The 12,569-nt window shown below is 43.0% G+C and carries 13 protein-coding genes; 8 read left to right on the plus strand and 5 right to left on the minus strand.

Translation table 11 applies throughout. The annotated features are described in order from the left end of the window. Positions 1–55 precede the first annotated feature (55 nt). On the minus strand, positions 56–484 hold the full coding sequence (locus ACO05P_RS02165) for a DUF1801 domain-containing protein (protein WP_421753148.1): 429 nt from the start codon (positions 482–484) through the stop codon (positions 56–58). A 70-nt stretch (positions 485–554) separates the two neighbouring features. Here ACO05P_RS02165 and ACO05P_RS02170 point away from each other — a divergent pair, with 70 nt between their 5' ends. From ACO05P_RS02170 to ACO05P_RS02205, 8 genes are all read left to right on the plus strand, one after another. Beyond that, the gene (locus ACO05P_RS02170) at positions 555–989 is read left to right on the plus strand and encodes a PaaI family thioesterase (RefSeq protein ID WP_421753149.1); all 435 of its coding nucleotides are present in this window, start codon (positions 555–557) and stop codon (positions 987–989) included. After that, complete coding sequence (locus ACO05P_RS02175; RefSeq protein ID WP_421753150.1) at positions 989–1,966, plus strand: chorismate-binding protein; 978 nt, start codon at positions 989–991, stop codon at positions 1,964–1,966. The genes ACO05P_RS02170 and ACO05P_RS02175 overlap by 1 nt, the downstream gene beginning before the upstream one ends. After that, positions 1,959–3,635 carry a 2-succinyl-5-enolpyruvyl-6-hydroxy-3-cyclohexene-1-carboxylic-acid synthase gene (gene menD, locus ACO05P_RS02180; RefSeq protein ID WP_421753151.1) on the plus strand — a complete coding sequence of 559 codons (1,677 nt, stop codon included), beginning with the start codon at positions 1,959–1,961 and terminating at the stop codon, positions 3,633–3,635. The genes ACO05P_RS02175 and menD overlap by 8 nt, the downstream gene beginning before the upstream one ends. Beyond that, positions 3,636–4,139 carry a PH domain-containing protein gene (locus ACO05P_RS02185; protein WP_421753152.1) on the plus strand — a complete coding sequence of 168 codons (504 nt, stop codon included), beginning with the start codon at positions 3,636–3,638 and terminating at the stop codon, positions 4,137–4,139. Further along, positions 4,132–5,637, plus strand: coding sequence for a PH domain-containing protein (locus ACO05P_RS02190; RefSeq protein WP_421753153.1), 1,506 nt, complete (start codon positions 4,132–4,134; stop codon positions 5,635–5,637). The genes ACO05P_RS02185 and ACO05P_RS02190 overlap by 8 nt, the downstream gene beginning before the upstream one ends. Positions 5,638–5,671: 34 nt before the next feature. Beyond that, the gene (menA, locus tag ACO05P_RS02195) at positions 5,672–6,571 is read left to right on the plus strand and encodes a 1,4-dihydroxy-2-naphthoate octaprenyltransferase (RefSeq protein WP_421753154.1); all 900 of its coding nucleotides are present in this window, start codon (positions 5,672–5,674) and stop codon (positions 6,569–6,571) included. Continuing rightward, positions 6,568–7,614 carry an o-succinylbenzoate synthase gene (locus ACO05P_RS02200; protein ID WP_421753155.1) on the plus strand — a complete coding sequence of 349 codons (1,047 nt, stop codon included), beginning with the start codon at positions 6,568–6,570 and terminating at the stop codon, positions 7,612–7,614. The genes menA and ACO05P_RS02200 overlap by 4 nt, the downstream gene beginning before the upstream one ends. A gap of 163 nt (positions 7,615–7,777) precedes the next feature. Continuing rightward, positions 7,778–8,785, plus strand: a complete 1,008-nt coding sequence (locus tag ACO05P_RS02205; RefSeq protein ID WP_421753156.1) for an AMP-binding protein — start codon at positions 7,778–7,780, stop codon at positions 8,783–8,785. Here ACO05P_RS02205 and ACO05P_RS02210 read toward each other — a convergent pair. Genes ACO05P_RS02210 through ACO05P_RS02225 form a run of 4 tightly spaced genes read right to left on the minus strand, consistent with a single transcriptional unit; the run spans position 8,766 to position 12,560 of the window. Further along, positions 8,766–9,692, minus strand: a complete 927-nt coding sequence (locus ACO05P_RS02210; protein ID WP_421753157.1) for a bile acid:sodium symporter family protein — start codon at positions 9,690–9,692, stop codon at positions 8,766–8,768. The genes ACO05P_RS02205 and ACO05P_RS02210 overlap by 20 nt on opposite strands. Before the next feature lie 51 nt (positions 9,693–9,743). Further along, entirely contained in the window at positions 9,744–10,235 is a 492-nt protein-coding gene (locus ACO05P_RS02215; RefSeq protein ID WP_421753158.1) for a YkgJ family cysteine cluster protein, read from the minus strand. Next, positions 10,225–11,619, minus strand: coding sequence for a sugar transferase (locus tag ACO05P_RS02220; RefSeq protein WP_421753159.1), 1,395 nt, complete (start codon positions 11,617–11,619; stop codon positions 10,225–10,227). The genes ACO05P_RS02215 and ACO05P_RS02220 overlap by 11 nt, the downstream gene beginning before the upstream one ends. 20 nt (positions 11,620–11,639) lie before the next feature. Next, positions 11,640–12,560 (minus strand): hypothetical protein, encoded by a 921-nt coding sequence (locus ACO05P_RS02225; RefSeq protein ID WP_421753160.1) that lies wholly within the window; start codon positions 12,558–12,560, stop codon positions 11,640–11,642. Between the last annotated feature and the right edge of the window lie 9 nt (positions 12,561–12,569).

Consider the following 12,569-nt stretch of genomic DNA (forward strand, 5'->3'; position numbering starts at 1 on the left):
TCCCGTTCTTTTTTGGGCTGGCAAAGATAGTAAGCTAGGCTTACAGATAAGGGTTTTAGGCGCCTTCTGGGTACTTTTCTTTCATGTATTGAAAACTTCCGGCAATCAATTCCTTTAAAACCTCCATATCCACATCCTCCAGTTTGTTGATATAGAGGCAGGATTTGCCGGTTTTGTATTTTCCCAGTCGGCTGAGGATTTCACCATAGCGGCTAAAACCATTCATAATATACAGGGAGAATTTTCCCTTTCGGGGGGAAAAGCCTCCACGCATCCAAGTGCCGCTTTGGCCGCTGCTGTATACATAATCGTAATGCCCATAACCTATAATACTGCCTCCCCACATTCGAGCTTTTGAGCCACTGACACTTTTAAAGAGTTCCAGGAGCGTATAGGATTGTTCTTTCTGCTTGTCATTATCCAGTGATTCAATGAAGTCTTCCACCGGAAGGTCATTTTCCTTTGTTTTTAATTCCTTGGCCATAATGGATGTTTATGCTTTAAAACGGTGAATTTATAGGATTGACCGTAAATTCGCTTTAGAAATATGCAGGATGAGTAAAGAGGAAGTGCTGGCCTTATTTGCTAAAGGCAATCAAAATACCTTAATGGAAACTTTAGAAATTGAGTATATCGATGTTTCCATGGACCCTCCAATGTTAAAAGCAAGTATGCCTGTCAACAGCCGGGTTCATCAACCAATGGGCTTACTGCATGGTGGAGCTACCGCCGCTTTAGCCGAAAGTTTGGGTAGCGCTGCCAGTTTTATGCTGATTGATCGCGAAAATGAAGCGGTAGTAGGAATTGAATTAAGCTGTAATCATTTGCGTTCTATTCGAGAAGGAGTGGTTTATGGAACCGCTCGAATTTTACATCAAGGTAAAAGCACCCATTTATGGGAGATAGAAGTGCATGATGCAGAGCAACGATTAATCTCTCATTGCAAGTTGACCAATATGGTATTACAGCGATCCAAGCTGAAAAAATAATGGGGGGTATCAAAGTCTTTTTAGCCTATCGGGCACCAGGAGAAGAGTTGCAGTTTTTCCGGGAAGCTCAATCTTTCACCCGTCTTTTTCACTTTGTGAATTTCAAGGGGGATCAAGAATTGCAAATTCCCATGGAGCCCTGTGAAGCCTATGATTTTAAGGAATGGCATTTTTGTCCCAATCAGCTGGCCCCGGCGAAGAAGGAACAGTTAGTCTTATTGGAAAAGTCTATCCAAGCTTTACAAAATGAAGAAGGATCTAAGGTGGTTATATCCCGCTTGCATCCTGCTAAAAGCAGTTTGAGTCCTTTACAGGCTTTAAAGCAATTGGATATTCTCTATCCTCAGGCGACAGTTTATTTGTTTTCACATCCTTTAGCTGGAACCTGGATGGGTGCCAGTCCTGAAAAGCTTTTGAGTTTGGAAGAGGGGGAACTCGAAATCGCCAGTTTGGCGGGCACCCGTAAATGGGAAGACCGTCATAGTTTTCTGGATAAGGAAAGGGAAGAACAGGCCATTGTGAGTCGCAGCATCATTAAACTATTGCAGGAGAACCCTAATTTGGAGGCCATTAAAGGTGGCGAAACCCAAGTAAAGAGAGCCGGAAACCTGGCGCATCTCTATAATGCCATTCAGGCGAAAGCCTTAGGGACATTTCAAGCAGAAAGCTTTGTGAAGGAATTGCATCCTACCCCGGCAGTTGGAGGTAGTCCCAAATCCTGGGCTAAGGATTTTATCCTTAAAAATGAATTATACGATCGCCGCTTTTATACCGGTTACTTCGGTTGGAGCTGTCCTGAGCGGTCATCTGCACAATTTTGGGTAAACTTGCGCTGTGCAGAATATTGCAGTTTGCAAAACTTGAACCTTTATGTAGGGGGAGGCATTACTGCACAAAGTCGAGCCCTGGACGAATGGAAGGAAACGGAAGTAAAGGCTCAAACCATCCTCAAAGCTTTGGAACAGCAAAATGTCTAAAACATCATCATTATATAATGCCCGCTTACTGGCCCATGTTTTAAAGGCCCATGAATGTGAGAATTTGGTAGTGGCGCCAGGTAGTCGTAATGCTCCTTTAATTTATGCCTGTATGGCGGAGGGTTTTGAAACTTATTCCATTCCGGATGAAAGAGCAGCAGCCTTTACCGCCTTGGGTATGGCTCTGGAAAAGGGAAAGCCTGCAGCCGTAATTTGCACCAGTGGATCGGCCGCTGCTAATTTTTTACCAGCCGTTACGGAAGCGTATTATCAAAAGGTTCCTTTGGTGGTTATTACTGCAGATCGCCCCCGGGAATGGATTGGTCAGGGTGCTGGGCAAACCATTATGCAGGAAGGAATTTATGGCAAGCATATTTTGGGAGAGGCCAATTTAATTCGAGAACCTCAGGACGAGCTGGCCCGGCAGTACAATCTGCGGATCAGCCAGGAGGCCTTGCTAAACCTACATAAAGGTCCGGTGCATATTAATGTGCCTTTTGATGAGCCCCTCTATAATGAATATGAAGGGCCCGAAGAGCAGTTTCGGATCATTCGGCGACCGGCAACCGAAAGGCATCTGAATGAGAACGATTTAAATGAATTAGTACAAAGTTTCGAGCGAGCTGAAAGACCTATGCTTTTGGTAGGGCAGATGAGTCCGGACCCGGCTCTGGAACAAGCCCTGGCCTTATTGATGGAAAAGCGGCCTTTTCTGCTCCTCAGCGAAACTCTTTCCAATCTCAATCATATTCCGGGAGTACACAGTATAGACCGCATGGTAAATACTCTGGGAGAGGAAGAAGCCGCCTTATTGCAACCGGATTTATTAATAAGCCTGGGAGGCGAAATCGTCAGTAAAATGGTGAAAGCCTATTTACGTAAATCCGGTGATTTCCCGCATTGGCATTTTACGGAAGATGAAATCTTTAAGGATACTTTTCACAAGCTCACGCTAAACCTGGATTGTAAGGCCAGTTGGTTTTTTAAACAATTGAGTGAAAGGGTAGAAGCCAAGCTTAATCCCTGGGTAGAAAAGGTGTGGGCCCTGGAAGAATCCAAAGCTCAGTTGCATAAGGACTATCTTAAAAATTGCGAATACAGTGATTTGAAGGTCTATGCCGAATTGCTGCAACATTTACCGCAATCAACGGTCTTGCACAGTGCCAATAGTGCCGGTATTCGTTATGCGCAATTATTTGATCATCGTGAGGATGTACGACATTATGCCAACCGCGGAACCAGTGGGATAGATGGAAGTACTTCTACCGCTATGGGGCATGCTTTAAATACCAAAGATCCGGTGGTATTGATTAGTGGGGATGTTGCTTTTCAATACGATAATGCGGCTTTTTGGAACGATCGCTTACCCCAGAACTTGAAAGTTGTTGTTATCAATAATCAGGGAGGAAATATCTTCCGAATTATAAAGGGACCCGATAAAATTGAAGACTTTGAACGTTTTCAGGAAACCCAACATCATTTAGACTTATCGGCTGTAGCCAAGATGTATGGCATTGCTTATCAGGAAATATCCCAGGAAGAAAAATTGTCGGAAGGAGTAAAATCCTTCTTTAGCTTAGAGGGCTTAGCCATTTTGGAAATTAAAACCCCCAGATTGGAAAGCCCTGATGTATTAAAAAACTATTTTCAGTTTCTAAAATCGCACTAGATGCTGCTCGAAAATTTAAATCTTAATCTTTACGATATACCTCGCTTAGAAGATCGTGATTTTAAAGGCCTGGAGAGGGATTACCTTTATTATCGCATCACCGGAAGGGTACTTTTTTTACTCTTACTGAGCGGAGTTGGGGCCACCATCAGCCTTTTCGGGAAACTATATTTTGGATATTGGTTGTATCCGGTATTGGGAATTTTAGTACTGGTTTTGGTATTGGAGAGCATAGGCTTTAAATACCGTGGTTATTCTATACGCAGTATGGATGTGTCTTTCCGCCGAGGATGGATTGTACATCGCATGACTACCGTGCCTCTAAATCGAGTGCAGCACTGTGAATTTAGTCAGGGTCTTTTAGGCCGATTATTTGATCTGGCAACAGTTAGAGTCTTTACTGCTGGTGGAACTTCCAGTGATTTAGATATCCGGGGCTTACGTAAGGAGGATGCGATAAAAGTGCGCGATTACATTACCAAGCTCAGCGCCGAGTATGAATAATCTCGATTTACACGAGCCCAAGCGTCAGGCAACACTAGGGGTAGCCATTATCTTTTTTCAGAACCTCCGTCGGGCAATCAATTTTGTGTTAGCGGTAGTAGTGGTTAACCTGGGCCGCGATTTTTCTGTATTGGGAATGGGCTATCAGGGTTGGGGCGTGATTATGGCCATTTTCTTTTTAATTTACAGCTACCTCCAATACCTCAAGTTTTACTTTTATGTAAGTGGCGATAATTTTATTATCGAAAAAGGCATCCTAAAACAAGAGAAGATTACAGTACCCTTTGCACGGATTCAGAGTGTGAATACCAAGCAAAATCTTTTACAGCGAATTTTAAATCTGGTAGGCCTTAAGATTGATACCGCGGGTAGCGTAGCACAGGAAATAAATATTCCGGCCTTGTCTAAGGAATATGCTGCCAGTCTCCGGGAGTTTCTAATGCAAAGGCGATACGAACTGAAAGAGGATGAGGAAAGTAGCGAAGAGGAGACTGAGAAGGAACTTCCCCTCAAATATCGAGAGCCATTATTACGTTTAAGCCTTGCCGATCTTTTACGGGTAGGTCTTACCCAAAATCACTTGCGCTCTGGATTACTGCTCTTTGCCATTGTAAATGGATATATCTGGCAATTTGAAGATTACCTCATTAAACCTTTTGAACCCTTCTTTAAGGAAACCGCCAATGCCTTGCTTACCAAATGGGTGATATTATTACCGATGGCTTTCCTGGTCTTCTTAGTGATTTCCATTTTATCCTCCTTAATAGTAAGTATCCTGAGGTATTACGATTTCCGCTTTTATTTAGGCAAGGAGGGGCTTGATATCGAATCCGGCTTATTAAATCGCAATAGCTTTAATGTGCCTTATGAGAAGATCCAGTATTTCTTTTGGGAATCAAACCCATTGCGTAAGATACTGGGTTACCGTACTCTAAAAGTAAAGCAAGCGGGCACTCAGGGAGTTAATGATCGCAAATTGATTGGTATTCCGGGCTTAAAAGCACGGGCCTTACTCAAGGTGATTCAAACTCATTATCCCAACCGGAAAAGTTCTAAGTACAGCTATTACAGCCCTCATCGTATTTTATTTATTCAACGCAGTTTGTTCCTGGGCTTGTTGCCAGCCTTGATTATAGGCGCCATCTTTTACTATGAACAAATGGCTTGGTTGTTTTATGTCCCCTTGCCCCTTTTTGTATTGATGGTGGCTTTTTTAAGCTACCGCTACTGGAAAAGTATAAGTTTAAGAGTGAATGCAGATTATTTGGAAATCCGAAGGGGTTATGTTTTTCCCAAACGCATTTTAATTCCGAATTATAAGCTTCAAAATTTAGGATTAAAGCAATCACTTATCCAGAAGTATCGGGGGATCAGCAGCTTTCAGTTTCATACTGCGGCCGGGACTGTACGCATGCCTCACTTAGCGACGGAAGCCAGTCGGGAACTCTACGATTACCTGGCCTATTGCATCGAATCCAATAAGGATAAGTGGATGTAAATCTAAGGTCTATATTTGCCTTTCAAAATTTAGGATGTCGGGGTATAAGGTATGGATTGCAGCGGCGAGACTACGCACGCTGCCATTGGCTTTTGCGAGCATTATTCTGGGTAGCTTATTGGCTTATTCTCAGGGTAGTTTTGATATTTGGGTATTCCTCCTAAGCATTTTAACCACGCTTTGTTATCAGGTACTTTCTAATTATGCCAATGATTATGGCGATGGCATAAAAGGAACGGATGCCGACCGAATTGGTGAAGCCAGAGCTACTGCAAGTGGTTTGATTTCTGTTACAGCCATGCGTAAGGCGGTTGTGATCTTTAGCCTATTATCTATTGCCTTTGGAACCGCACTGAGCTTTTATGCTTGTCGCGATTTGGGATTAGCCTATCAATTAGCCTTTACCCTTTTGGGTCTCTTGTCAACCTGGGCTGCCATTTCCTATACGGTTGGAGATAGGGCCTATGGATATTCGGGTTTTGGAGATGTATTTGTACTGCTCTTTTTTGGTATTGTAGGGGTAGGAGGTTCTTATTATTTACAAACTGGTACTTGGAATTACAGTATACTGTTACCAGCCGGTAGCTTAGGTTTTTTAGCCATGGCGGTATTGAACCTCAATAATATGCGCGATCGTGAAGGAGATGCCAAAAGTGGAAAAAACACTCTGGCTTTGAAATTGGGAGAAAGGGGAGCCAAGGCTTACCATTTTTTATTGGTTATTGGCGCTTTTGATCTGGCCTTTTTATACAATCGTATTCATCCCACTAGCAATTGGCAAAACCTTTACTTCTTAACTTTACCCCTGTTATTTCTCAACCTCAAAAAAGTTTTAAAAGCGAGCCGCCCTCTCGATTATGAACCGCTTCTGAAACAAATGGCGCTTAGCACTTTGTTTTTTGCTTTGCTGTTCGGCCTGGGTAAAGCCATATGAAGGCTAGCTGGACCAAATATACTCTCGAATTTAAGCGGCCCGCCGGTACTTCCCGGGGAACATTAGGCCAGAAGGATTCCTATTTTATCCGTCTTGAGGGTGATGGTCTAAGTGGCTTAGGAGAATGCGGGATCTTAAAGGGGCTGAGTGCCGATGATCGACCTGATTATGAGTCGAAATTACAGGAGGTTTGTAAGCAGATCGATTCCTATGATCGGGCCTTGAGCTTGATCTCCGAACTTGATGTTTGGCCCAGTATTCAAGGGGGCTTAGAAATGGCATTACTGGATTTTAAATCCGATAATCATGTTCTTTTTCCGAGTGATTTTACCGATGGATTTGAACGTCAACCTATCAATGGTCTAATCTGGATGGGGGAAACTGATTTTATGCTCTCCCAATTAGAGGAACGTCTTGAGCAAGGTTTTCTGGTGATCAAGATGAAGATTGGTGCCATGGATATTGATCAGGAATTAAAACTGATTGAAAAGGTGCGAGAGCGCTATGGACCGCACGAAATTCAATTGCGGGTAGATGCCAATGGTGCTTTCAGTCCTAAAAATGTTATGCCCATCTTACAGCGATTGGACGACCTTCGGGTTCATTCCATTGAGCAACCTATTAAAGCCGGCCAATGGAAAGAATTGGCTAAAATTTGCAAGGAATCTCCACTACCCATTGCTTTGGATGAGGAGCTGATCGGATTATTTGAAGCAAAGCAAAAGGAGGAATTGCTCGATAAGCTACAACCTCGTTATATTATTCTGAAACCCTCTTTCCTGGGAGGCTTTAAAAAGTCGGAAGAATGGATAGATGAAGCCGAAAAACGTGGCATTGGTTGGTGGGTAACCTCCGCCCTGGAGTCAAATTTGGGCTTGTCTGCTATCTCCCAGTGGAATTACAATCTTTATGGTCATATGGCCTCTGGTTTAGGAACCGGGTCACTTTATACCAACAATTTCGAATCGCCCTTGCATTTGGTACGTGGTACCATCGCTTATGATCCCGAAAAAGAATGGGATTTGAGCAAATTGCAATTCTGATAAGGGGAAAAATAAAAAGCGCCGTAGGGAAACGGCGCTTTCTAACTAAACAGGGTACTAATGGTTGTTAAACCAATCTATAAGGAACTGTACAAGAGAAACGGAGGCGAGTTGGCCTAGGTTGGGTATAGGGATAAAAAAAAGTCGAAAAATATCTAAAGTCTTGAAAATCAATATAAAAAACTTTGCGTCTGAGAGCTACCTTCAGCAAATTGAAGCTTTGTATGCCTGGTTTTTATCCGATCAAGTGGAATATGAGCTTAGCAGTTCCGGTACAACGGGGCCAGCTCAAGTCATGAGCTTTTCGCGCGAAGCCCTGTTAGCCTCAGCACAAATGAGTGTCGATTTTTTTGAATTAAATGCCCAGACTCGAATATTACTGGCGCTGCCACTGGATAAGGTTGGCGGAATGATGTTGGCCTTAAGGGCCTTTTTAGCCGGAGCTGAAATTGTAGCGGTTGATCCGGTTCGCAGTCCATTAGAGCAAATACCTGAAGATTTGAGCATAGACTTTGTTTCGATGGTACCAAATCAGTTTGTAGCTTCTCAAGCGTATTGGTCTCAAGTTAAGACCTTCTTAATTGGCGGGGGCCCACTTTCTGCAGCGGCTTTAGATCGGATCGAAGAAAGCAATCCAGATTGCCAGGTTTGGCATAGCTATGCCAGTACCGAAACATTATCGCATGTAGCGCTCAGGCAGGTTTTTCCCAAAAAAGAAAAAAGCTACCAGGCCATGGAAGGGATAAGCTTTGGGGTGAACGCCCAGCATTGTCTTCAAATTACTGCTCAAAAGCTGGGGTTGGATAAATTGCAAACCAAGGATGTGGTGGATTTGATTAGCCCCACTCAATTCATTTGGAAGGGTCGCCAGGATAATGTAGTACTCAGTGGTGGTTTAAAATTATATCCAGAGGAGTTGGAGAATCAATTGCAGCTTTCGGTACCGGGTTTTTTGTGGGGACAGGAGGATTTAGAACTCGGGCAAAGAATGGTATGGGTGATGGCCGAAGCCGATTACCATGAGGGAATTGGTACTGAAATCAAAAGTCAGCTTCAAGGAAGTCAAAGACCAAAGGCAATTCTTTTGGTACCTCAATTAGAGTTTACAGCTACGGATAAAATTAAGCGTGAGGCCAGCCTCCAAAAGGGATTCAGGTCGATTGCTCTTTAAGATGCAGGGGATCAGTTGGTTTCTGAGACCAATATCCGGCCAATGCCAATCCACTAATGATATGCCAGATGCCCCACCAGGCTGCTACCATTGCCATGCCGCCGAGGCCTTCGAAAAAAGCAAAAATTAAAACCAGACCTAGTCCAGAATTCTGAATGCCCGTTTCGATGGCAAGGGTTCTCCGATCCCGAATTTCCAATCCGCCTAAAACGCCCACGCCATACCCACTCAATAAGGCAATTAGATTGTGAAAGAAAACCAGGCCCAGGACCAGATGGATATGGTCTAAAAAGACCTGGAAGTTATTCTTGAAAGCAATGAGCACAAATCCTATGAATAGAAGGATGGATCCTATTCGGAAGTAGGGGGCCATCTTTTTGGCAGGCTTAGGAAAGCGATACTGCACCCATAAGCCTATTGCCAGGGGAGCGAGAATAATGAGAAAGACCGTTTTTGAAACATCCCAAAAATCCAATTGTATTTGATTCAGTAGGCTTGCGGTGGGTTCGTATAATGAGCCGTAGAGCTTAAAATTAAGCGGAGTCATAATTAAGCTTAGAAAAGTTGCCACAGAGGTTAAGCCTACAGAGAGTGCAGTATTAGCCCGACCCAGATGACTCATGAAATTGGAAATATTACCTCCGGGACAAGCTGCTACTAATAACATACCGAGGGCGATGCTAGGCTGCGGCCTTAATAAGGTAATAAGCAAATAGCTTAGAAAGGGTAGGAGTAAAAACTGACTAAAGAGACCCAAAACAGCAGGCTTGGGATTCTTGAGAAGGATTTTAAAATCTTCAAATCGAATCTCCAGAGCGATGCCAAACATGATGATGGCCAGGCAAATATTGAGAAGGAATAATGAATCGGCGCTGAAGTTCAGCCGAATAGCATCAATGTCTTGCATGTTTGGTGGAATAAAACTCCAAATTAGGCTTTCGTGCTCAGAATGCCAATTTTATTGGGCTTTCAGCTTTCGACTAATTTCAAAAACTGCTGGACAGAGGGAGGCATTTTTCTCGGTGAGATTTAAAATCTGATGCATGCGATTGCGATTCGTATGCGGGTATTCCCGACAAGCTTTAGGTCGAACCTCATAGATACTGCAATAATTATCCTCAGCCAGGAAAGGGCAAGGCAATTGATTCATCACCCAATCACCATCCTCATCAATCTTTACATATTGATCCATGAAGTCGCCAGGCTTTAAACGCAAATGCTTGGCCATGCGGTCAATATCATTTTGGAGGAGTCGTGGGCCGGCTGTTTTACAGCAATTAGCGCAGCTTAAGCAATTAAATTCTGCGAATACTTCATCATGTGCGGTAGCGAATTCCTGATCCAGAATTTTTGCCTTGCGCTTTTTGAGATCTGAAAAAATCTTGCGAGTTTCTTTCTTCTCCTGCTTGGCTTTCGCCTTGAAGGCTTCGAGATCGAATTTATTTTCCACGGCCCTGTAATACGATGATTACGGTATAGATAAGGATTTTTATATCGTTGAGCAAAGACATGTTCTCGATATAGATCACATCATACTTTAAACGCTCCACCATTTCATCTACATTGGATGCATAGCCAAATTTCACCATGCCCCAGGAGGTAATACCTGGACGAACCTTTTGTAGATATCTATAGTGTGGTGCATATTGTGAGATCAATTCCATATAATATTTACGCTCTGGACGTGGACCTACGATAGACATATCACCGGTAAGGACATTGTAAAACTGAGGCAGTTCGTCCAAACGATATTTACGCATGATTTTTCCCCAAGGGGTAATCCGTTCATCATTTTCACTGCTTAATTGAGGACCATTTTCCTCTGCATCCACTACCATTGAGCGGAATTTATACATGTAAAATTCCTTTCCCTGAAATCCTACACGCTTTTGCTTGAAGAATACTGGGCCTTTATCACTGATTTTGGTAATCAGCATAACCGTAAGATATAAGGGGGACAGGAGTATTAAAACCAGGGCGGAGGAAACCACATCGAAAATGCGCTTTAAGACCATTTGCCATACCGGCATTAGCTGATGGTTGATTTCTACCAGGGGAATGGAACGCATAGACTCCATCCGCACCTTGCCCGAAATAATGTCATAAGTATCAGGAATCATCTTAATCTTAACGGGCTTTTCTTCGAGGAGGTTGAGTACCTCTTCCATTTTATGATGCTCCGAAGATTCGATAGCGATGATTACTTCTTCAATTTCCTTTTCGCGAATAATGCCTGGCAAGGCCTTGTGATTGCCTAAATGCTCCAGGTTTTTCTCGAGTAGAAAGCGGATATTATTGTCCACACTTACGAAGCCTACAAAGTTGTGGCCGGTTTTACGATTGCTTTCACTTTCGAGCTTGGCATAGAGCTCTGCGGCTTTTTCATTACTGCCAATCATAATGCTGTTAAAGGCAATATTACCGCTGCGTATGCGGTAGGCGGTACGGGTGGTTAATAAGGTTCTGAAGAGTGCCGTAAAGAAGAAGTGGCTACTGAAATACACTAAAAAACCACGATAATAGTCGGTATAAGAAGCTACGCTATCATCAAGAATCAGGGCAAAGAAGATGAATATACTTCCGAGTAAGCTGGTGTTAAAAGTGTAGAATAGGTCTTTTAAACGTGAACGACGATAAATATCGCGGTAGAAATCGGTAATGTGGTAGACGGTAAGCCAGAATATCGGAATCATTAATAATCCGATATAATAACTCTGGGTAAACTCCAAATGACTTAATCCAAATTTCTCGGCTTCGACTACCAGCTTTCGGAAAACAAAGAGTGTAGTATAGCTTAGGATGGCGGCAATGCTATCCCAAAATTGGTACTTCAACCTCTGTATCCGTGGATTTTTCAAGGGATATACACCAATTTAAGGTTATCGAGATAAATCCTGGCCTGATCTACATTATCCGGTTTTTTAGCCCGGATTAAGATTTGATAGCCATCGGCTCCGGGAAAGGCCTGGAATTCAGTTACCAGATTTATGTAAATCTTACTCCATTCTTCTTTGGGTAAAACTCCTGCTGTAATATCACTGCGATCGCCGGTAGGTAAATTTGCTAAGAGTCCGAAACCTACTTGTGCATTCGTGCGATAAGTTACTTCTAAGAAGATATTCTGCGTTCCGGCCGGAATTTCATAACTCACTACAGAGCTAAGTTCAACTTGTGGATTCTGATCGTCTAAAACAATTAATCCCGAATTGGAATTCGGTTCCATCTGATTGGAAGTAAAAGGCTGAAATCTAAAAATGCTATCCGCATCATCCACCTTAATGAAGTTGGTATCACTAAAATTTGTGCGTTGAAAATTTAAACCGGGATCATCAAAATCTTCAACAATGGAAACCTGGTAAAAATCGCGGTAATGCGTAATCAGTTCACTTTCTGGAATAATTATGGTGTCTGGTACTTCACCTGTCGATTGGTAATCGAGCGTGTAAAGAATGGGGTCGAAGGATGTATTGATTGCCCTAAAGGAGCTGATCCCATTGGTATTAATCCCAGCATTGATCCGCAATTCGTTTTGCCCTTCTTTCAGTACAACTGGTATTAAAGCCGGTAATTCAAATGCACCGATGATTTCCCCATTGGCACTTAGCCAAACGGTGGAGATATTCGAATGGGCAGTTCCTTCTTCAGCATAATCGGTTTCCAAATGAAGGGCATCGATTTGCAGATAAGTTGGTTTGGCTGCTTCGTCTGTGGAGCAGCTGCTAAGTACGTAAAAAAGTGAGCCTAAAAGCAGGCTTCGGAGTAGTAATTTTGCCATCTCTTGCTA

Origin of the sequence: Croceimicrobium sp., assembly GCF_965228705.1 — a bacterium.
Lineage (GTDB): Bacteria > Bacteroidota > Bacteroidia > Flavobacteriales > Schleiferiaceae > Croceimicrobium.

What these genes read in the sequence shown, in the direction of transcription:
- ACO05P_RS02165 (WP_421753148.1), bottom strand. Translation starts at nt 484, where the DNA reads ATGGCCAAGGAATTAAAAACAAAGGAAAATGACCTTCCGGTGGAAGAC.
- ACO05P_RS02170 (WP_421753149.1), top strand. Translation starts at nt 555, where the DNA reads ATGAGTAAAGAGGAAGTGCTGGCCTTATTTGCTAAAGGCAATCAAAAT.
- ACO05P_RS02175 (WP_421753150.1), top strand. Translation starts at nt 989, where the DNA reads ATGGGGGGTATCAAAGTCTTTTTAGCCTATCGGGCACCAGGAGAAGAG.
- menD (WP_421753151.1), top strand. Translation starts at nt 1,959, where the DNA reads ATGTCTAAAACATCATCATTATATAATGCCCGCTTACTGGCCCATGTT.
- ACO05P_RS02185 (WP_421753152.1), top strand. Translation starts at nt 3,636, where the DNA reads ATGCTGCTCGAAAATTTAAATCTTAATCTTTACGATATACCTCGCTTA.
- ACO05P_RS02190 (WP_421753153.1), top strand. Translation starts at nt 4,132, where the DNA reads ATGAATAATCTCGATTTACACGAGCCCAAGCGTCAGGCAACACTAGGG.
- menA (WP_421753154.1), top strand. Translation starts at nt 5,672, where the DNA reads ATGTCGGGGTATAAGGTATGGATTGCAGCGGCGAGACTACGCACGCTG.
- ACO05P_RS02200 (WP_421753155.1), top strand. Translation starts at nt 6,568, where the DNA reads ATGAAGGCTAGCTGGACCAAATATACTCTCGAATTTAAGCGGCCCGCC.
- ACO05P_RS02210 (WP_421753157.1), bottom strand. Translation starts at nt 9,692, where the DNA reads ATGCAAGACATTGATGCTATTCGGCTGAACTTCAGCGCCGATTCATTA.
- ACO05P_RS02225 (WP_421753160.1), bottom strand. Translation starts at nt 12,560, where the DNA reads ATGGCAAAATTACTACTCCGAAGCCTGCTTTTAGGCTCACTTTTTTAC.